This window comes from Photorhabdus sp. RM96S (genome assembly GCF_042879335.1).
In the GTDB taxonomy this organism is placed as follows: domain Bacteria; phylum Pseudomonadota; class Gammaproteobacteria; order Enterobacterales; family Enterobacteriaceae; genus Photorhabdus; species Photorhabdus kayaii.
In genome coordinates this window covers 150,062-169,862 of sequence record NZ_JBHFKT010000005.1, presented here as the reverse complement: position 1 = coordinate 169,862, position 19,801 = coordinate 150,062, and the positions used below count along the sequence as shown (strand labels likewise).

The 19,801-nt window shown below is 43.3% G+C and carries 20 protein-coding genes; 12 read left to right on the top strand and 8 right to left on the bottom strand.

Annotated features, from left to right (window positions below; all coding sequences use genetic code 11):
* Positions 1-6 precede the first annotated feature (6 nt).
* Complete coding sequence (gene ispE / locus ACGF49_RS04950; RefSeq protein WP_113040681.1) at positions 7-882, bottom strand: 4-(cytidine 5'-diphospho)-2-C-methyl-D-erythritol kinase; 876 nt, start codon at positions 880-882, stop codon at positions 7-9.
* On the bottom strand, positions 882-1,505 hold the full coding sequence (gene lolB, locus ACGF49_RS04945; RefSeq protein WP_113040680.1) for a lipoprotein insertase outer membrane protein LolB: 624 nt from the start codon (positions 1,503-1,505) through the stop codon (positions 882-884). Before lolB ends, ispE begins: the two co-directional genes overlap by 1 nt.
* A gap of 377 nt (positions 1,506-1,882) precedes the next feature.
* Here lolB and hemA point away from each other — a divergent pair, with 377 nt between their 5' ends.
* The 5 genes from hemA to kdsA all read left to right on the top strand — a co-directional run bounded on the left by hemA (position 1,883) and on the right by kdsA (position 6,837).
* Positions 1,883-3,145, top strand: a complete 1,263-nt coding sequence (gene hemA, locus ACGF49_RS04940; RefSeq protein WP_113040679.1) for a glutamyl-tRNA reductase — start codon at positions 1,883-1,885, stop codon at positions 3,143-3,145.
* A gap of 31 nt (positions 3,146-3,176) precedes the next feature.
* Complete coding sequence (gene prfA, locus ACGF49_RS04935; protein ID WP_262977695.1) at positions 3,177-4,259, top strand: peptide chain release factor 1; 1,083 nt, start codon at positions 3,177-3,179, stop codon at positions 4,257-4,259.
* Entirely contained in the window at positions 4,259-5,107 is an 849-nt protein-coding gene (gene prmC, locus ACGF49_RS04930; protein WP_113040678.1) for a peptide chain release factor N(5)-glutamine methyltransferase, read from the top strand. The genes prfA and prmC overlap by 1 nt, the downstream gene beginning before the upstream one ends.
* Positions 5,091-5,900, top strand: a complete 810-nt coding sequence (sirB1, locus tag ACGF49_RS04925) for an invasion regulator SirB1 (protein ID WP_113040677.1) — start codon at positions 5,091-5,093, stop codon at positions 5,898-5,900. The genes prmC and sirB1 overlap by 17 nt, the downstream gene beginning before the upstream one ends.
* Before the next feature lie 82 nt (positions 5,901-5,982).
* A complete protein-coding gene (gene kdsA, locus ACGF49_RS04920; protein ID WP_113040676.1) occupies positions 5,983-6,837 on the top strand; it encodes a 3-deoxy-8-phosphooctulonate synthase in 855 nt (284 codons plus the stop codon).
* A 146-nt stretch (positions 6,838-6,983) separates the two neighbouring features.
* Here the strand turns inward: kdsA and dauA are convergent, their stop codons facing one another.
* Positions 6,984-8,699 carry a C4-dicarboxylic acid transporter DauA gene (gene dauA / locus ACGF49_RS04915; RefSeq protein WP_113040675.1) on the bottom strand — a complete coding sequence of 572 codons (1,716 nt, stop codon included), beginning with the start codon at positions 8,697-8,699 and terminating at the stop codon, positions 6,984-6,986.
* 798 nt (positions 8,700-9,497) lie between these two features.
* Between dauA and ACGF49_RS04910 the strand changes: the two genes are divergently transcribed.
* The 6 genes from ACGF49_RS04910 to ACGF49_RS04885 all read left to right on the top strand — a co-directional run bounded on the left by ACGF49_RS04910 (position 9,498) and on the right by ACGF49_RS04885 (position 13,844).
* On the top strand, positions 9,498-9,656 hold the full coding sequence (locus ACGF49_RS04910; RefSeq protein ID WP_158536462.1) for a hypothetical protein: 159 nt from the start codon (positions 9,498-9,500) through the stop codon (positions 9,654-9,656).
* Positions 9,628-10,194, top strand: a complete 567-nt coding sequence (locus ACGF49_RS04905) for an SDR family NAD(P)-dependent oxidoreductase (protein ID WP_113040674.1) — start codon at positions 9,628-9,630, stop codon at positions 10,192-10,194. The genes ACGF49_RS04910 and ACGF49_RS04905 overlap by 29 nt, the downstream gene beginning before the upstream one ends.
* A 400-nt stretch (positions 10,195-10,594) precedes the next feature.
* On the top strand, positions 10,595-10,735 hold the full coding sequence (locus ACGF49_RS04900; RefSeq protein ID WP_158536461.1) for a hypothetical protein: 141 nt from the start codon (positions 10,595-10,597) through the stop codon (positions 10,733-10,735).
* 19 nt (positions 10,736-10,754) lie between these two features.
* The gene (locus ACGF49_RS04895; protein WP_228900249.1) at positions 10,755-12,506 is read left to right on the top strand and encodes a carbamoyltransferase C-terminal domain-containing protein; all 1,752 of its coding nucleotides are present in this window, start codon (positions 10,755-10,757) and stop codon (positions 12,504-12,506) included.
* Positions 12,507-12,602: 96 nt separating this feature from the next.
* On the top strand, positions 12,603-12,788 hold the full coding sequence (locus ACGF49_RS04890) for a hypothetical protein (RefSeq protein WP_387489925.1): 186 nt from the start codon (positions 12,603-12,605) through the stop codon (positions 12,786-12,788).
* 75 nt (positions 12,789-12,863) lie between these two features.
* Positions 12,864-13,844 (top strand): hypothetical protein, encoded by a 981-nt coding sequence (locus ACGF49_RS04885; RefSeq protein WP_113040671.1) that lies wholly within the window; start codon positions 12,864-12,866, stop codon positions 13,842-13,844.
* On the opposite strand, the gene ACGF49_RS04880 is transcribed toward ACGF49_RS04885, so the two are convergent.
* The 4 genes from ACGF49_RS04880 to ACGF49_RS04865 all read right to left on the bottom strand — a co-directional run bounded on the left by ACGF49_RS04880 (position 13,804) and on the right by ACGF49_RS04865 (position 17,601).
* Positions 13,804-14,565 carry an acyl carrier protein gene (locus ACGF49_RS04880; protein ID WP_387489922.1) on the bottom strand — a complete coding sequence of 254 codons (762 nt, stop codon included), beginning with the start codon at positions 14,563-14,565 and terminating at the stop codon, positions 13,804-13,806. The two genes, ACGF49_RS04885 and ACGF49_RS04880, sit on opposite strands and share 41 nt — an antisense overlap.
* A gap of 50 nt (positions 14,566-14,615) precedes the next feature.
* A complete protein-coding gene (locus ACGF49_RS04875) occupies positions 14,616-16,316 on the bottom strand; it encodes a beta-ketoacyl synthase N-terminal-like domain-containing protein (RefSeq protein WP_387489919.1) in 1,701 nt (566 codons plus the stop codon).
* Between the two features lie 73 nt (positions 16,317-16,389).
* The gene (locus ACGF49_RS04870; protein ID WP_113040670.1) at positions 16,390-16,587 is read right to left on the bottom strand and encodes an acyl carrier protein; all 198 of its coding nucleotides are present in this window, start codon (positions 16,585-16,587) and stop codon (positions 16,390-16,392) included.
* Between the two features lie 111 nt (positions 16,588-16,698).
* Positions 16,699-17,601 (bottom strand): condensation domain-containing protein, encoded by a 903-nt coding sequence (locus ACGF49_RS04865; RefSeq protein WP_228900243.1) that lies wholly within the window; start codon positions 17,599-17,601, stop codon positions 16,699-16,701.
* Positions 17,602-17,845: 244 nt separating this feature from the next.
* On the opposite strand from ACGF49_RS04865, the gene ACGF49_RS04860 reads away from it, so the two are divergent.
* Positions 17,846-18,049 (top strand): hypothetical protein, encoded by a 204-nt coding sequence (locus ACGF49_RS04860; RefSeq protein WP_146748033.1) that lies wholly within the window; start codon positions 17,846-17,848, stop codon positions 18,047-18,049.
* Between the two features lie 220 nt (positions 18,050-18,269).
* Here the strand turns inward: ACGF49_RS04860 and ACGF49_RS04855 are convergent, their stop codons facing one another.
* Positions 18,270-19,784, bottom strand: coding sequence for an MFS transporter (locus ACGF49_RS04855; RefSeq protein ID WP_387489947.1), 1,515 nt, complete (start codon positions 19,782-19,784; stop codon positions 18,270-18,272).
* Positions 19,785-19,801 lie beyond the last annotated feature (17 nt).

The following is a 19,801-nucleotide window of genomic DNA, read 5'->3' as shown; positions in this document are numbered from 1 at the left end:
ATTTATTCATTGGTTCAATAACACGGGTATCCCCGAGCGGAAACTGTGCAAAGGTGAATTGTTAACGCCACGCGCAACAAAACCCTGCAACCACTCAGGGGCTTGATTTAACACCTTACGGGCCGATGCTTCTGATTCAAACTCACCGAATACACATGCACCGGTTCCGGTCAGGCGTGACGGCGCGTATTCTAGCAGCCATGAAAGAAGCTGTTCAACCTTACGGAAACGTTTTCTTACAAGAGATTCACAATCATTTACGTACGGAGCCTTTAATAATGCGGCCAGAGAGCGAATTGGTGTATCACGTTTTAATTCTGGATCTGTGAAGACACGCAGAGTTGAGATTTCAATACCAGGATGCGCAACCAGATACCACTTTTCTTCCGGCTCTGCTATGTGCAGGATTTCACCAATACCTTCTGCGAATGCGGCATGTCCTTTGACAAAGATGGGCACATCAGCACCAAGACTCACGCCGAGGGCTGCCAGTGTTTCGTCTGTGAAACCGGTTTGCCAGTGATAATTCAGGGCAATGAGTACGGTAGCGGCATTGGATGAACCTCCGCCTAACCCACCGCCCATTGGCAGACGTTTGTTGATCTGAATATCAGCACCTTTATGAGCAATACCCGCATGGTGCTTGTCGCTGTAGGATTGTAAAAGACGTGCTGCGCGAACAATCAGGTTGTTATCGTGTTCCACCCCTTCTACGGGGGTCAGTAAACGGATTTCATTATCCTGACGAGGGGTAACCGTAATTTCATCACCATAATTAAGAAATTGAAATAGCGTTTGCAACTGGTGGTAACCGTCAGCTCGACGACCGGTGATATAGAGAAATAGGTTAAGTTTTGCCGGTGAGGGCCAAGTTAATGTCATTATTTTGTGGTCCAGTTATCCATTTTCAGTTTAATGCGGCGATCACCCTGAATCAGTTCCAGACGGTTGGGAAGGGCGGGGGTTGTTGAGGTATCGTAGGATTGATAGTTAACCTGCCATATCGCGCCATTTTGCTGATAATTGACGGTTTTCAATAGATAGCTAGCATCCAGTTTAAAGTTTTTGGCATCACCGGGGAGACCCGTTATCCAATGCCGCAGATTATCTAATGGAATATCCATATTGGTGAACTGATAAATTATCTCTTCGGGATTATCACTAAAATATTTTTTACCTTGGCTATCGGTTAATTGCGTCATGTTTGGCTGAACGATCAGCTCTAATTCAGTGCTGCCCAGTGGGTTAGTCAGTAATAAACGGTAGCGTTCAGGATGATATTGTTGCCAGAAAAAGCGGGCATAAACTTTTTTCTCATTAGACAGATAGGCAAAAGATCCACGTGTTTGATATTGATTTAATTGCTGTAGCTGCTGGGTATGTGTTCGCCATTGGGGAGAATCCGCCGAACCTGTTCCGCCAGGTTGCGTTAATGTACAGGCGGTCAACAGTACACAAGAGAGTGGCAATAGGCGGAATAGTGATAATTTTTGTATTGGCTTCATCGGTAATCCCTGTTTAATAACGTGAAAACTTTTACATCACTTAATAATGAAGAATGAACTATTAATCCAGTTAAATTTCAAAAAAATGTTCTGAATAATGATATCAGACACTGCTGATTGTCTTTTATTGAGCTGAGGTATCAAGTAGAATGCACAGCTTATAAGAGTCCTTATTAAGGGTGATGATTTCATCAATATTATACCCTATGGATTTCAAGATGCGTCGCGACGGCAAGGGAGTGAATCCCCGGGAGCATAGCGAACTATGTGACCGGGGTGAGCGAGTGCAGCCAACAAAGAGGCAACTTGAAAGGTAACGGGTATAGAATGTTTTTTACGATGAACGATCTCTCTGCTGATAACTCAATGAAGTTGATATGACTTTATTAGCACTTGGTATTAACCATAAAACGGCTCCTGTATCCTTGCGTGAACGGGTGACTTTTTCTCCAGACACGATTGGTGAAGCGCTTGATAACCTCCTCCAGCATCCCCTGGTGAAAGGGGGGGTTGTATTGTCAACGTGTAATCGTACAGAGCTTTATCTCAGCGTAGAACAGCAAGATAATCTGTATGAGCAGTTAATTGGCTGGTTGTGTGAATATCATCAACTCAATCCCAGAGATCTAAAATCCAGTATTTACTGGCATTGTGATAATGAAGCTGTTAGCCACTTGATGAGAGTGGCGAGTGGGCTGGACTCGTTGGTACTTGGAGAACCTCAGATTCTTGGGCAAGTGAAGAAAGCATTTGCCGAGTCGCAGCACAGCCGCTCTTTATCGAGTGAACTGGAGCGACTATTTCAGAAATCATTTTCTGTCGCCAAGCGCATCAGAACGGAAACCGAGATTGGTTCGAATGCGGTTTCTGTTGCATTTGCCGCTTGTACTCTGGCGCGGCAGATTTTTGAATCACTTTCTGAACTGAATATTTTGCTGGTCGGTGCCGGAGAAACCATTGAGCTAGCGGCTCGTCATTTGAAAGAGCATCGTGTGCACCATATGATGATTGCTAACAGGACGAAAGAGAAAGCACAGGTACTGGCTGATGAAGTTCAGGCGGAAGTGATCACCTTGCCTGAAATTGACATACGTTTAGCTGAAGCTGATATTGTTATCAGTTCGACTGCCAGCCCGTTGCCTATTATCGGTAAAGGGATGGTTGAACGTGCATTAAAGTTACGGCGTAACCAACCGATGTTGCTCATTGACATTGCGGTTCCTCGTGATATAGAGCCTGATGTGGAAAAACTCAATAACGTCTATCTCTACAGTGTTGACGATTTGCAGGCAATTATTCAGCAGAATCTTGCGCAGCGCAAAGCAGCGGCGGTGCAGGCTGAATGCATTGTTCAGCAGGAAAGCCGTTATTTTATGGACTGGTTGCGTTCGCAGGGCGCAGTGAATTCAATCCGTGAGTATCGTAATCAGGCAGAACAGGTGCGAGCTGAAATGGCTGCTAAGGCACTGACTGCTATCAATCAGGGAGCTGACGTAGAACAGGCAATCAATCAATTGACTCATCAATTGATGAACCGCCTGATACATGCTCCTACCAAATCACTCCAGCAAGCAGCCAGCAATGGTGACCTGGAGCGTCTTAATTTATTACGTGACAGCCTAGGGCTGGAACATAATTAACCATATCTCGGAATAGGGTCTGAAACCAAGAATGAAGCCTTCTATTGTTGCTAAATTGGAAGCATTGCAAGAACGTCACGAGGAAGTTTTGGCTCATCTCGGTGATGCCGATGTGATTGCTGATCAGGAACGTTTTCGTGCTTTGTCGCGGGAATATGCTCAACTGACTGATGTGACGAACTGTTTTAAGGCCTGGAGTGCGGTTCAGGATGATCTTAAAGCAGCCGAAATAATGCTTGATGACCCTGAAATGCGGGAAATGGCACAGGAAGAGATCAGGGACGCTAAGGTTCGCAATGAAGAATTAGAGCAGCAACTGCAATTGTTGCTGTTGCCGAAAGATCCTGATGATGAGCGTAACTGTTTTCTTGAAGTGCGTGCAGGAACCGGTGGTGATGAAGCGGCGATTTTCGCCGGGGATCTGTTTCGTATGTACAGCCGTTATGCTGAATCCCGTCGTTGGAAAGTTGAGGTCATCAGTGCTAACGATGGTGAGCATGGTGGCTATAAGGAAATTATTGCTAAAGTTTCCGGTGAGCAGGTTTATGGTCATTTAAAATTTGAATCGGGTGGTCATCGTGTTCAACGTGTACCGGAAACTGAATCGCAAGGGCGTATTCACACTTCTGCTTGTACCGTTGCGGTTTTGCCCGAGATCCCGGAAGCCGAGTTGCCGGAAATCAGTCCAAGTGATCTGCGTATTGATACATTCCGTTCATCGGGGGCGGGTGGACAGCATGTCAACACCACGGATTCAGCCATCCGTATCACTCATATTCCAACTGGCATTGTCGTTGAATGTCAGGATGAACGTTCACAGCATAAAAACAAAGCAAAAGCGATGTCTGTATTGGCGGCCCGTATTCGCGCTGCTGAAGTTCGTAAACGTCAGGAAGCGGAAGCTTCTGAGCGCCGTAACTTGCTGGGTTCCGGTGATCGTTCAGATCGCAATCGTACTTACAATTTCCCGCAAGGACGGGTGACGGATCACCGCATTAACCTCACTTTGTACCGCCTTGATGAAGTGATGGAAGGCAAATTGGATATGCTTGTTCAGCCGATCGTGAATGAGTATCAGGCTGATCTATTATCGGCTTTGTCAGAGCAGGATTGATGGATTATCTATCTTGGCTTAAACAAGCCACAATACAGTTATCGGCAAGTGACAGCCCTAAACGAGATGCGGAAATTTTGTTGGGGTTTGTCACTCACCATTCCCGAACGTATATATTGGCGTTCGGTGAAACGCAACTGGCGCCAGAGCAGTTCAGCCAGTTGGAGGCTTTACTCGCTCGCCGGGTGAAAGGTGAACCCATTGCCTATATCACCGGTGAGCGTGAATTCTGGTCGTTGCCATTAAATGTCTCTCCCGCTACGTTAATCCCGCGTCCTGATACAGAATGTCTGGTAGAAAAGGCGCTTGAACGGCTATCGTTGACACCTTGCCGCATTCTGGATTTGGGAACGGGAACCGGCGCAATTGCATTGGCAATCGCGAGTGAGCGCCCTGATTGCCGGGTTACCGGGGTTGATATCAATCCTGATGCGGTGATGCTGGCGCAGGGCAATGCTGAAAAACTCAAAATACAAAATGTGGATTTTTTGTTAAGCAATTGGTTTTTTTCGTTGAATAATCAACAGTTTGGTATGATTGTCAGTAATCCGCCTTACATAGATGAAACCGATCCACATCTATCTCAGGGCGATGTTCGGTTTGAGCCAGATAGTGCATTAATTGCGGCAAAACAGGGAATTGCTGATCTAAATACCATTATTGATCTATCTCGCCATTTTTTGTTACCTGGTGGGTGGTTGTTATTGGAACATGGTTGGAAACAGGGAAATGTTGTAAGAAGCCTGTTTTCTGAAAATGGTTATCGGCAGGTAGCTACTTTTCAGGATTATGGCGGTAATGAGCGAATAACACTGGGTCAGTGGAAAAGTGATGAAAGCCATAGCTGATTATGAATTTAATAATACATCGTTAAGTAGCGGTATCCTGTTAATTTCCCGAACATTGCGTTCTGATTTTCCTCAGCATTCAGTGGAAATGCAGCTTCAAGCATTGATTGATGAAGCCAGACGTGAAATATCTCCGCAGCTAAATATAGAAGAACGGTTGGAAAAATTACTGAGGCTTTTTTATCAAAGCTGGAAATTCGGCGGTGCCAGTGGTGTTTATTGTCTGTCAGATACATTATGGCTAGATAAAGTACTGCAAACTCGCCAAGGTTCCTCTGCTGTTTTAGGGGTAATTCTTATCCATATTGCTCAGGCTTTAGAGCTATCGTTTATGCCGGTTGTTTTTCCAACACAGTTGATTTTGCGTGTTGATTATCCAGATAACACGGCGAGGTTTATTAATCCACTCAATGGCGAAGCATTAAGTGAATACGTGCTTGATGTGTGGCTTAAAGGTAATATTAGCCAGACAGCTAAATTAGCAGCCGATGATTTGCAAGGAACTGATAACGCCATCATTGTACGTAAAGTGCTGGATACGATAAAAGTCGCGTTAATGGAAGAAGGTCAAATGGAACTGGCACTGAAAACGAGTGAAGCTGTGCTGATGTTTGATCCCGATAACCCCTATGAAATACGTGATAGGGGGCTGATATATGCGGAACTTGATTGTAATCATATTGCGGTTTCTGATTTAAATTATTTTGTGGAGCACTGCCCGGAGGACCCGGTGGCAGAAATGATCAGAATGCAGATATACGCCATTAAGCAGCAATGCCTTGTTTTACACTGAAATATCGTTTTGCACTGAACTGAATAGTGCACTGCACTGATTTATCTCATTAATTTATTGGTCTCTAATGGAAGGTATAAGTATGCAACAGAAAGTGGTTCATATTGGTGATATCAAGGTCGCGAATGATCTGCCGTTTGTTCTCTTTGGTGGTATGAATGTCCTTGAGTCACGGGATTTGGCCATGAGTATTTGTGAGCACTACGTGACAGTGACACAAAAATTGGGCATTCCTTATGTTTTCAAAGCCTCCTTTGATAAAGCAAACCGATCATCAATTCACTCTTACCGCGGCCCCGGTCTGGAAGAGGGAATGAAGATTTTTCAGGAGCTGAAACAAACTTTCGGTGTGAAAATCATCACTGACGTGCATGAGCCGGCACAGGCACAGCTGGTGGCGGAAGTGGTTGATGTTATCCAATTGCCGGCATTTCTGGCGCGTCAGACTGATTTAGTTGAGGCGATGGCGCGTACTGGTGCGGTGATCAACGTTAAAAAACCCCAGTTTATCAGCCCAGGTCAGATGGGAAATATTGTGGAAAAATTCAAAGAAGGCGGCAACGATCAGGTGATCCTATGTGACCGTGGCAGCAACTTTGGTTATGACAATTTGGTGGTGGATATGTTGGGCTTCAATGTTATGGCTCAGGCAACCGGGGGGCATCCGGTCATTTTTGATGTCACCCATTCACTGCAATGCCGTGATCCGTTAGGTGCTGCGTCCGGTGGTCGTCGTGCTCAGGTTGCTGAACTGGCGCGTGCGGGAATGGCAGTTGGTATTGCTGGCCTGTTCCTTGAAGCGCATCCTGATCCTGCGAATGCGAGGTGCGATGGCCCATCAGCATTGCCGTTGGCAAAACTTGAGCCATTCTTGAGCCAGATGAAAGCCATTGATGATGTGGTGAAAAACTTCCCTCAACTGGATACCAGTAAATAAAGTGGCTTTTTGATGTCATGACATCAAATGATGGCGAGATTTGGTGATAAATAGATTTGGCGCTGGTTTACAGCGCCATTATTTAAAAAAGAGTTTAAAAAAAAGAGTTTTTGAAAACAGAGCTAGCAAACTTTTATCTGGTAATTTCAGCTATCCATTTTGCCATTGAAATTCAACTCTTCCATTGCTCGTGGTAATGTCGCATGGAAGCTAAGGTGATTTTCAACCAACTGGATTCTGGCTCTGGCCAATGTTTTTAACGGCTGAAATGGAATATCACAAACAGCGATATATTTATCTTTTCCCACTTCATCAATAAAACGTTGGAAAGCATGCAGCCCACCTGCATCTAGCACGGGAACGGCATCCCATTGCATGAGGATCGTCTGATAACTGGCACTTTCTTCCTTTAATTCTGTGAAGATACGTTCAGCGGCGGCAAAGAATAGCGGGCCATTGATACGAACAACCAGCAGAGCTTTATCGACATTGGTTTGTGGCAATTGACTGATGCGAGTCATATTGGCTATTCGACGCATAAACAGCAGTGAAGCTAATACGATACCGATCGTAATGGCGATAACCATATCAAACAGTACTGTGAGCGACATACAAAGTACCAGCACAATAATGTCATCCCTTGGTGCGCGGCGGATCAGATCGATAACTTTATGTATTTCGCTCATATTCCAGGCGACCATGAGCAACAAGGCGGACATAGCGGCCAGAGGAAGATAGGAGAGCATGGGGGCCAATGCCAGTAAAGTCAATAAGACGAGCAGAGAGTGAACAATGGCTGAAACCGGTGATGTTGCGCCGGCCCTGATATTTGCGGCTGAGCGGGCGATTGCGGCGGTAGCTGTAATACCACCGAAGAATGGCACGACAATATTTCCCAATCCTTGACCAATCAATTCACTGTTTGAGTGATGCTTCTTACCGGTCATACCATCCAAAACCACGGCACAAAGCAGTGATTCAATAGCGCCTAACATTGCCATTGAAAAGGCGGCGGGTAATAGGGCTGAAACCGTTGACCAACTGATATCAACCTGATGAGCATCCATATCAGGTAAATGCCACGGTAAAACAAATTGCGGTAGGATGGGTGGGATACCTTGCCCTTGTGTACCGTCATTCAATATATAACTAAATTCAGAACCAATAGTAGCAACATGTTGATCGAATAAGTTCATGATCCCCATCACAGCAGTTCCTGCAATGAGAGCAGGAAGATGCCCGGGTAATTTCAGCCCAAGCTTAGGCCAATAAATTAGAACGGCAAGTGTCGTCAGGCCAATTAGCGTATCACTCAAATATAGCGTTGGCAGAGCTTGAAACAGAGCCGCAACCTTATTGATATAATTCTCTGGCATATGTTCCAATCGCAGACCAAAAAAATCTTTTACTTGCATGGTTGCGATAGTTATCGCGATTCCAGAAGTAAAACCGAGCGTTACGGGTAGCGGAATATACTCGATCAATTTACCAACGCGGGCTAATCCCATCACCAGCAAAATAATGCCTGACATTAATGTAGCAATGAGCAAACCACTCAGACCAAATTGTTGAGAGACCGGATAGAGAATGACAACGAAAGCGGCGGTAGGGCCGGAAACACTATAGCGTGAACCGCCGGTTATCGCGATAACTATCCCGGCAATTGCGGCGGTGTAAAGCCCATATTGTGGCGCGACACCACTGCCGATGGCTAGCGCCATAGCGAGAGGGATGGCGATAATACCGACAGTAATACCAGCGATAATATCTTTAGTTAAACGAGCAAAAGAGTAAGATTCCTTCCAACAAGCATCAATTACAGCACTAAACGGCCGTATGCCGTTCATTCTACGAGTTTTCATCTGTGCATAAACCAAAAATATAGAGGGAAAAAAGTAATAAGGTCGTTACAACCAAATTGCAAGACCGAATTGTAAAAATAGTGCTTTTAGTTCAAAGCGATAGCGCTATAGATCAAACTTAATGTTAATAGCTTAACGTCAGGAAAGTGAAAAGTAAAAGGGAGAATAGTGTTCTTATCACCATAAAATAGGCTGAAACCGATTCTATTAAGTATCTATCCTTATTGGTGAATATTATTGAATTAACTTCATAAAGAATTTAATTAATATTTTTAAAATTGAAGCTATTTGGATTCACATAATTGATCACAATTTTTAATTGTTATTGTTAGAAAGTTAAATAATTAATTATGCATTCACCACAAGTATTGATTATGACTGAATTAAACTAGCTGTATTGAATATTTTTACGCAGAATGTTTTTTTATTTAATTTTTGGGTGTAATTTAACCAATGCTTTGATATCTCTTAAATATTAGATTAATAATTTGACAGATATAAGAACTCACCCTATTATTTAAGAATGAGATTGAACAAGTGAGTTGAAAATAGATAAGCTAAAAATATATACGTTAATAATATATGAATTAAAAATGTTTTTTTGTTTAGATAATATTTATTTTGAATGCTTTATTTAAAGTAGGGATTCCTGTTGGAAAATAACTTTTAGATAAGGTGGAAATATTTAAATGCATAAAATACTTATTATTGGTTCATCAAGTGAAATTGGGAATGCAATTTGCCGACATGCGGTTGCAAGTGGTTATCAAGTATTAGGCACTTCACGTAAACCGTGTAATGAAGAAATTTATTTATACCCTATGGATTTCAAGATGCATCGCGACGGCAAGGGAGCGAATCCCCGGGAGCATAGATAACTATGAGACCGGGGTGAGTGAGCGCAGCCAACAAAGAGGCAACTTGAAAGATGACGGGTATAGATGTTATGTCGGATAACAGTGTTAGAGAAGCTATTAGCATTGCCATTGAAAAAATGAAATGTATTGATGCGGTTATCTATACGCCGGCAATGTCATTGGATGGCTTATTACATGCTCAAGATATTGAGGGTTGGCATGATGTTTTTAATGTCAACTTATTTGGAGCAGCAAGAGTGGCAAAATATTTGCTGCCACATTTTATGAAGAATCGTAATGGCGTGATGCAATTTATTTCTTCTACGGCAAGTTTACGTGTAGAGACAGGCGCCATCGCTTATTCTTGTTCGAAAGCAGCCATGAATGCATTGGTAAAAAGTATCTCTAATGACTATGGTCGTTTTAATGTTAGGGCCTACACTGTCATGCCGGGATATGTTGATGGTGGTATGTTGCGTCATATTTCTCCAGAAAAGAAGATGGAATTCGCTAGAAGCACTGCATTAAAACGAATGGCAGATGTTAATGAAATTGCCAGTTTTTGTGTGGGGACGCTGAGTACATCAACTTATATCACAGGAACATCTCTTTGCATTGATGGGGGATTAAGTGGTTAGTGACAATATTATAAATCGTGATCCGTAAGTATGCGTTCATCAATTAGCTGGATTAGCGGGTTGGATTTATAATAAATGTATTTCTTCACTTGGTCTAATATTGCCAATCGTTTTAATGAGAAAAGATTATTGGTTATTATTCCAATGTTGGTTACGCTATTTTGAATAGAAAATGATGATCAGATATCTTTATTTTTATATCGTTTATGAGTTATTTTTTCTGGGTAAATGAGAGTCTATCCCAATAGGCATAATTGTTGCAGGCAGTTAGTCGGAGTGCGTTTTTCGATATATATTTTGCCGGAGGGTTTTAAATATTAATTTAATTGCTTATACCCTATGGATTTCAAGATGCATCGCGACGGCAAGGGAACGAATCCCCGGGAGCATAGATAACTATGTGACCGGGGTGAGTGAGTGCAGCCAACAAAGAGACAACTTGAAAGATGACGGGTATATATACCCTATGGATTTCAAGATGCATTGCGACGGCAAGGGAACGAATTCCCGGGAGCGTTTAATTTTTATGAAAGAAAAATAACAATTTGGAGGTGAAGAAAATGGTTATATTAGGTATCAGTGGCCTTCCTAATGCTCAACGTTTTCTGAGAGAGAATAATCCAGAGGTAAGTAAATTAGACGAACGTATTTGTCAGGGAGTCGATAGTGCGGCCTGTGTGATTATTGATGGAAAAATTGTTGCCGCGGCGGCGGAAGAGCGTTTTACGGGAGAGAAAGGAACAGGGCGGTTTCCTGCTAATGCCATTAATTATTGTTTAGTAGAAGCAGGTCTTACGCAAGACGATATACAGGTTATTGCCCACGGTTTTAATTATGATAATTATCGCCGATTTTTCATGTCTAATGAAGCGTTATTCGAGGAGGTTTTTAGTGGAAAAACCGTGATTAATGCATTAGCTGATAAGGGATGGCAAAATATTGAATCACGTTTTCGAGGGGTAGATCATCATTTGGCTCATGCGGCATCAACCTTTTATCCCAGTGGCTTCCCTTCTGCATTGTGTATTATTTCTGACGGTATGGGGGAAATAGAATCCCTAAGTGTTTATCTTGCTAAAGATCAACAATTCCAGAAATTGTACAGTCAACCAATTAGCTCTTCATTAGGAATATTTTATTCTATCTGTACCCGGTTCCTTGGCTTTGTATTTAATAGTGATGAATATAAAGTCATGGGACTTTCTGCGTATGGTAACCCTGAGCGATACCGCGATATTTTCAATGAATTAGCTCAATTCGATGTAGAGAGCGGAACGATACAGATAAACTGGTTACCGCAAACATTTGATAATGCGGAATATGGTTTTCCCGGTGCAATGGCACAACTTAGCGATATGTTTGGTTTTACGCCGAGAAGAGAAGATGACACTTTACTGGATGTTCATCAGGATTTTGCTGCTGGATTACAAGAAAAATTTACACTGCTGCTGAAACAGTTAGTGACCTATTGGCTGCGAAAAACGGGTGAAACATCCCTCTGTCTTGCTGGAGGAGCATTCTTAAACTGCAAAGCAAACCAAGTCCTTTGTCAGCTTGATGGTGTGGAAAACATCTTTATTCAACCGGCATCGGGGGATGATGGTTCGGCTTTGGGCGCTGCGCTTTTTGTGGCTGGTGAATACCACAATGGTGCAGATCCTTGCTTTAATCCTTACCTCGGTCCTCGTTTCTCCACCGATGAAGTCCGTAATGTATTATTCCGACATGGTGGCAATGCAGGAATGAAATGGCGTTATTTAGGGCTGAATGATGATTATTTTGCTACTGCGGCTAAAGATATTGCAGAAGATAAAATCATTGCCTGGTTCCATGATCGAATGGAATTTGGCCCAAGAGCACTGGGTAACCGTTCTATTTTAGCTCTGCCGGCAGGTGAAGAAATAAAGGACAGAATTAATAGCACAGTAAAATTCCGCGAGGCTTTCCGTCCATTTGCCCCGGCAATTCTAGATGAGGATTGCGACACTATTTTTGAGACACGTAATTTAATGCCGACTCGATATATGCTTTGCACCGCCAAAGTAAAACCAGAAATGATGAAGCTGGTGTCAGGTATTGTCCATGCTGATGGAACGGCGCGTATTCAGCTTGTTGAACGAGCTTTTAACGCAACTTTTTGGCGATTATTGAAAGAGGTACAGAAGATAACGGGTTATGGTTGTCTGGTGAATACTTCATTCAACGTTAGGGGACAGCCGCTTATTATGTCGCCGGAGGTTGCAGTAGATACATTTTTGAAGACTTCACTGGACAAACTTTATATTGAAGGGTTTATCGTATGGAAAGAATAACCCTGATGGCGTCCTGATTAAAATGTCAATTAATTAATTGATTTTGGGATAAAATGTGTGTTTTTACCATCTTAGAAAAATATCTGGAGATGATATTTGATTATATGGAAACACATCCTTATTATCAGTCGTGTCAGTGATAGTTCTATGCATTCCGCTTGTATTGCATTTGGAATTGAGAGATTACTTTTGGCGCTGTTAGCACATACTTTGAATTATGAACCTGATTTACTTGTCGAAAATATAGCACAAGCAGCCGCAATAATATTGGAGGAAAAATAACAGTGATTACAGGGTGTAATATACTTGGTCAGTTATTCATAAATTAGTCCATTGTATCGAGGTGATAAAATACTCATGGAAAATGTGACGGATAAATCATACGCAAATGTTGCGATAAATTGTTTTACCGGTAGCTTGACAAGATTACTTAATCTACAGGGTAAAGAGATTTTTGAGGCAGAGATCTTTGAAGCTGGCAATGGTTATCTATTTCGTAGTGGGTATGATGCACTGAATATGCCTGAATATACTTTTTCGGTTGAAACCGTTGGGCTAACTGGTGCCGCGACTTTGGGTACAAATATAATTTCATTACCGATAGATTACGCTCATTGGCGTCTTCAATTATATGAATTATTATGTCAGAGGAAGGGTGTCGTTGCTTGGGTTAATTCGGTACATTTATCTTATTCTGAGGTTTATATTAATAAACCAGAATATTTGCATGCTGTGTTGATCTCCGCTATTACGGATGATTATTCACAAGCGTGTATCTTTGATTCTTTGGTGGTTGATCGGGAATCCTATGCTTGTGAGGCATGGATGCCATCTGAGCAATTTTATTTAGCGCTTTCTGATAAAGTGCCCAATGAAACTTATGATCATATGGGTAATTTTTATATTATTGACTCACTGAAAGATCAGGAAGCTATACCGGTAAGGGAATTACTGACGCATCAGGCCGAATTATTTAATACCTTGCCTGAATATTATGACGCGTTGAAAAATTATGGCAAATTATGTCTGAACGCGTTTCAGCAGGCAGAGGAAGAAGCTTGCCGGGCGGCTAAAAGATTGTTTGATCATATTAGTGTATTGTATGTGATACCCAATTTGAATTTGTTAAAACATTCTTTAATTAGAGCTGATATTGCACCTTCTCTGATTGAACGTTGCACGGAATTGATTGAACACTGGAAAGTTTTATCTATTCTAGCGTTGAAATTTGAGGCTACATTATCACCGCAAATATTGGATAAAATAGCAGGGCGTTTTGATCATATTGAGAAAATAACTAATATAATGTGGGGAGAGTTATATCGGTATAAAGGTTAAGTTTGAATATTTCAATTGAGAAGGTTAGTGAGATATGATAGGGATTGCCGCTAGCAATAATCGTTTCTGTCACGACCGCCCCAGCACTATGAGCGATAAACTGACGAATATCGATGTAATCATTACCATCAATATCCTGGACGATAGGCCCGGAAAATTTGGTGCAGACTATTGGGTAAAGTAGCTCTTTTATGGAGGGTTTAAAGCCAATCCCAGAGCGGCTATCTGCAATATTTTTACGCACAGCTACCGAATGCGTTTTGGATTTAATCGTTCGCTCGTTATATTTAGGTATGAATGAAGCCAGATACTTTTTTCTCTCCTCAGATTCAATCGATGGCGCACTTCTTGACATCCATTGGAAAAGGCGTTCTTTCTTAACCGGTGGAATATTTAGCGTATCGGATTGTTCAGACCTTTTTTCTTGATCAGCCAAGGCGGGTTGAGTGACTGAATGGTTATCTGCCGTAACCTTATTTTTATCCGCCATCAAGATATATTCACTGAGTTGACGAACCGTTTGTAATTCTGCGAAAAATTGCCGCACTGAAAGTTTTATACCAAATCGTTTATGGATGGGCTCCAATGCTTCGAATAACAAGAGTGATTCCGCCCCCAATTCAACCAACGGTATTTCTAGTTTTATCTCTTCTTTCGGTAAACCAAATGTTTCTGCAAAAATAGCGATTATTTCTCTCTGAATAATTTCAATATCACTCATATCAACCTCACTTTCCTCAAAATGAAGACGATCTCTACCGGTTTTACAGCTCAGATTGCCGTTCTTTCAAATGGATAAGTTGGCAGCGGGAGCCGTTTACGATATTCGCTCTGGTAAAAAATATCCCAATTGATACTTCCCCCGGCCTGCCAGACAGAGGCAGGCGAAATAAACATCTCTTGCAGTTCACTCAATTGAGGGGTCACCACTAGGGCTTTATCTAGCAGGCTCGATATCAGCTCATGGATATCACGTGCGACAATCGCCTTGCGTATGGGTAAATGTCGTCGCCCACGCTGCAAGGTGAATGCCACATCAGCGATATTCGTTTCTGGATTCTGTTCAAGGTATTTCACTAAATCTAAAATTTTTTGCGCTAACGCTGTCTCGGTACGTGCGCTCAGCGGGATCAGATGTACTGCCGCCGAGGAAGGTGTGTCAGGCTTTGCCGCCGGTGGTTCAGCAACGATAACATGAACATTGGTGCCACCGATCCCAAACGAGCTAACACCGGCAATTCTCGCCGCTTTATCGTTATCCCAATCTCTGGATTCAGTAGGCACATAAAACGGGGATTCAGGGTCCCGCAGTTCAGCACAAGGAGATTCACAATTCATTGATGGCGGAATAATGCCTAAGTTGACAGCATAGATGGCTTTTATCAGCCCGGCGATACCTGATGCACAATCAGCATGACCAAGATTGGATTTAATCGAACCTAAAGCACACGATCTGGCCGATACGTCGGCAAATACTCGCCCTAGTGCTCGTAATTCAATCCCATCACCAACAGGTGTGCCAGTCCCATGTGCTTCAATCAAACCAATCTGCTCAGCTCGGACATCAGCCGCAGCAAGCGCACGACGGATCACCTGCTCCTGACCTGAAACACCCGGAGCGCTATAACCCGCTTTGACCGCCCCATCGTTGTTGATTGCCGATCCTTTGATAACCGCTAAAATCGGCTCGCCATTAAGCAGAGCATCCTCCAGACGGCGTAAAACCACGAACGCGGTGGCATCAGAGAAAATCGTACCGTCAGCTTTCTCGTCGAATGCACGAACGCGTCCCGTCGGGGATAATATTCTCCCTGCATGGTAAACATAGCCAACATGAGCGGGATACCTGACGCAAACACCACCCGCCAACGCCATGTCACTTTCACCTAGCAACAAGCTGTTGCAAGCCATGTGCACAGCAACCAGCGAACCTGAACAAAAAGTGCCAACACTGATAGCAGGTCCTAAGCAGTTGAGCTTATACGCCACACGCGTTGCCAAAGCATCTACAGAACTTCCGCCAAATAGCAGCATGGTGTCAGCAGGAGAATGGTTCTGCGTCGATATATCGGTTTGCCAGGTACTCTGGCGAGAACCGACAAACACTGAACAGATCCCTGCGTCTGCCCCGCTGGAATAACCGCTAAGTTCCAGTGCCTCATGGCAAACCTCCAGACAAATCCGTTGCTGAGGGTCCATTTTAGAAACTTCTCTTGGCATCATTTGAAAATAGCTGTAATCAAACGCCTCTGGATCTTGCAGGTACGCACCACGCGGAACGTAATGCAATCCGGTTTCATCAGTATTAACGCCCTGATCGTGAAGTTCTTGATTGGTATAACTCGAAATCAGTTCTCGTTTCCCTAAGATCGCATCCCAAAGATATTGACTTGAATCCGCATTAGGAAAACGTCCAGCTATGCTGGTAATCGCAATATCTGTTGAATAATGCATTTGTGTTTTTGATTTCATGCTAATTTCCTTGCCCGAACATGTTGGTCTTGCTGATCCGCGCTAGAGTACATCACCTTGATTGTGCTTTTTTCTATTTGCATCGTTTTTTCTCTACTTGCATAGAAAGAGACACCACGGTGCTCGATTCGAAAAGATCAACCATAGATACCGCAACATTAAAATGAGCATTAACCTGTCTCACCAACTCCGCCCCGACCAGTGAATCTCCCCCTAAATCGAAAAAGTTCGATTCATGATCAACAGGGCAGCGCAGTACACCATGCCAAATGGCTGTTCAATTCCAAGTTCTCCAATTATGTCTAACCAAAGATCCATTAAACGAGGTGGTAAAATCTGTAGATGGCAATCTGGTCTGGAAGAAATAGTGACCTCCATCGTATCAGCATAGATCTCTATATCCATGCTCAATGGTATCTCTTGCGCATCTTGATCCGGTTTCCCAATATCCCACAAAATGAGGACTGACCCACAACAGCATATTCAGGCTACCTTTCCTAAAAACAGCCGCTAGCGCCTTTAACCAACCACCTAACAACAAATCTGCAACACTGACACGATGGCGTTTGGCCAAAAGGCGTATCCTATTTAAGGCGTCGCCATCAAGCTGCTTGACTTCTGTGACGGTCTCAGACAATCGGCTAATGGGTAGTGACTCAACACTCCGCCCACCGAGAATATTCAAGGTAGGTTGTTCAACTTGTTGTTCACCATCAGGGATAACAGCTTTTACGATTTTCCGATGTCGATCATACAACTCAGCACAAAATTGCTCATAATTTGTGGCATTCTCAAGTGCAAGTGGCTGACCACTCACTGATATTCGGTATGCCTTTGAAAGATCTCGCCATAAGATCCTACTGGAAATACCATCACAAACTAGGTGATTGAATATCAATACTAATCTTTGATCATGTGCACAATTTCCATTAAACAGGCAGTAACGCAATAACGGCGGATTTGCCAAATTCATGGCAGCTCTAACCTCAGCAATGTAGTTTGTTATTAAGCGCCGGCGATCACATGGACTATCGGTTTGCTCTCTGACTTCAAAAGTTTGATGCAATAATTCACTACTAGGCGGCACGAAATCCATCTTCATATCCATCCCGCTACCGACAAACCGTGCTCTCAGGACAGAATACTTATTTAATAGATATTCAATTGCTACCTTAAGGTGTGCCGGTTCCAATCGTTCCAAGGGCATTAATACTTCACCGACACATAATTGATCAACTTTCAGCGAATATCGCAAATCATATAATTGCCCTAATTGAACACGCATAATATTCACCTTTCCATTGCAAGCCCTGCGGGCAGAAACGAAATTAAGACGTTGTGTAGACTCCGTATTTTTCTGTATATAAACTAGTGGGATAACACAACGTTTACTTTTAACTACCAGAGAAAGCGAGCATGCAAAGTAAAAAAACGGGAATTGATAGCCCGGATACCCTGCATATACCCTATGGATTTCAAGATGCATCGCGGCGGCAAGGGAGTGAATCCCCGGGAGCATAGATAACTATGTGACCGGGGTGAGCGAGTGCAGCCAACAAAGAGGCAACTTGAAAGATGACGGGTATAGAATGATAATTAGCGTCATTTACTCAGATACTAAAAACACAGTAACGATTTTAAAAGTAGCAATAAAAAAACAAATCTCCACGAATCAATCCAGATATTTGAGCTGGACCAAAATAATTAATACATTATTACTATCAAATAAGTAATCTGGTTAACGTTTTGTTTTAACCATACTGGCACTTTTCGGCTTTTATGAACTCTTCTACATGATGAAGAAAAGAGGCCGCCCAGAATACTGGGTCGAGGAACTTACCCGACTAGTCGCCGGTGTGTTAGGTCAGGGAACCAGCCAAAAAGCGGTTCCCTTATTCAACCATTAATTTCCTATTAAGAAACGATGAGTACAATCAATCCGGCTCATCTATTTCACTGACGATGAATCGCGGCATGAGATGCATCACTCTGTGAGGAGCGGCGGAAATTGAACCACACCAACACCGCCATCATCAGAAGAAACAGGGACGCAGCACCCATCACAGAAAAAACAGCATCATCAAATGCTGACTTAGCAAGGCTGACCAAAGCCTGCCCCGCATCCGGCGCCATCTCTTTTGCCGCAATCAATGCGCCATCAATACCATCTTTAGCCACATCGTAGATAGGAGAATCCACTGGAATTTCAATAAAATAGCTATAGATGACTGACATAATACTGCCCATGATGGCAATGCCCAACCCACCGCCCAATTCATAGGAAACTTCTTCAACGGACGCCGCCATCCCTGCCCGATTAGGCGGTGCTGCCTGCATGATAGTACTGGATGCCGCAGTCATTGTTGCTCCAAGACATGTCCCGAGCGCAAAAAAGCAAATTATCTGCAAAGGTAGCGGCGCTGAAAAACTCGCCATGAGCGCCAGTATGGCAATGGCATACATCAACAACGAGGTTATAAGGAAGCGTGCACTCCCTAAGCGAGGAAGAACCCAACCACTCACAGGACTTGCAACAATCGCACCCAATGAGAATGGCAGAAAATAGAGCCCGGATTGCAAAGGCGTTAATGATAATACCAGTTGCAAACGCTGGCTTAACACCAGATTAAGGCCCATCAAACAGGCGGAAGCCACCAGCCCGGCGATAACCGCAGATGAGAAGGCCGGGCTTTTGAACAGGTCAAAATCAATCAACGGATGCACACTGCGTTTTTGCCGTCGAATGAACAACGTCAGAAAACCTATCGTCAGGGTGGAAGTTATCAATATTCCGATATAAGAAGGCTCCCGTTTGGCAAATTCTTTGATGGCATAGGCGAAGCTTATCAAGACAACCATGATCTGCAATGAGCCAATAAGATCCCACGGGTGAGACGAATCTGTTTTCGCTGTTGGGACAAACAACCACGACAGAATGAGTGTCAAAATCACCAGAGGAACGTTGATCAGAAACACTGATCCCCACCAAAAATATTCAAGCAATACGCCGCCAATCAGGGGACCTATTGCCGCGCCGCCAGAAGCAACCGCTGTCCAAATCCCAATGGCAAATGATTTCTCATCTTCATCTTCGAATGTCAAAGCGATAATCGACAGTGTGGCAGGCATCATGATTGCCGCCCCAACCCCTAATAATGCCCGAGAAACCACCAACATTTCTGGCGAATAGGAGTAGGCCGCTATCAAGGATGAGAAGCCAAAGATGATGAGACCATAAACAAACAACCGTTTATGCCCGATACGATCTCCCAAGGTACCCGCGCCTAGCAACAGCCCAGAGACGACAAGAGGATAGATATTCACTATCCATAACTTTTCCGTTGTATTCGCCCCCAAACTGTGGGTCAGACTCGGTAACGCGGTATATAACACGGTCATATCGATAGCAACCAGCGATAACGCGACTGAAACAGCAGTGAGCACCCACCATTTTTTTATCGTATTCATTTCATTCATTTTTACTG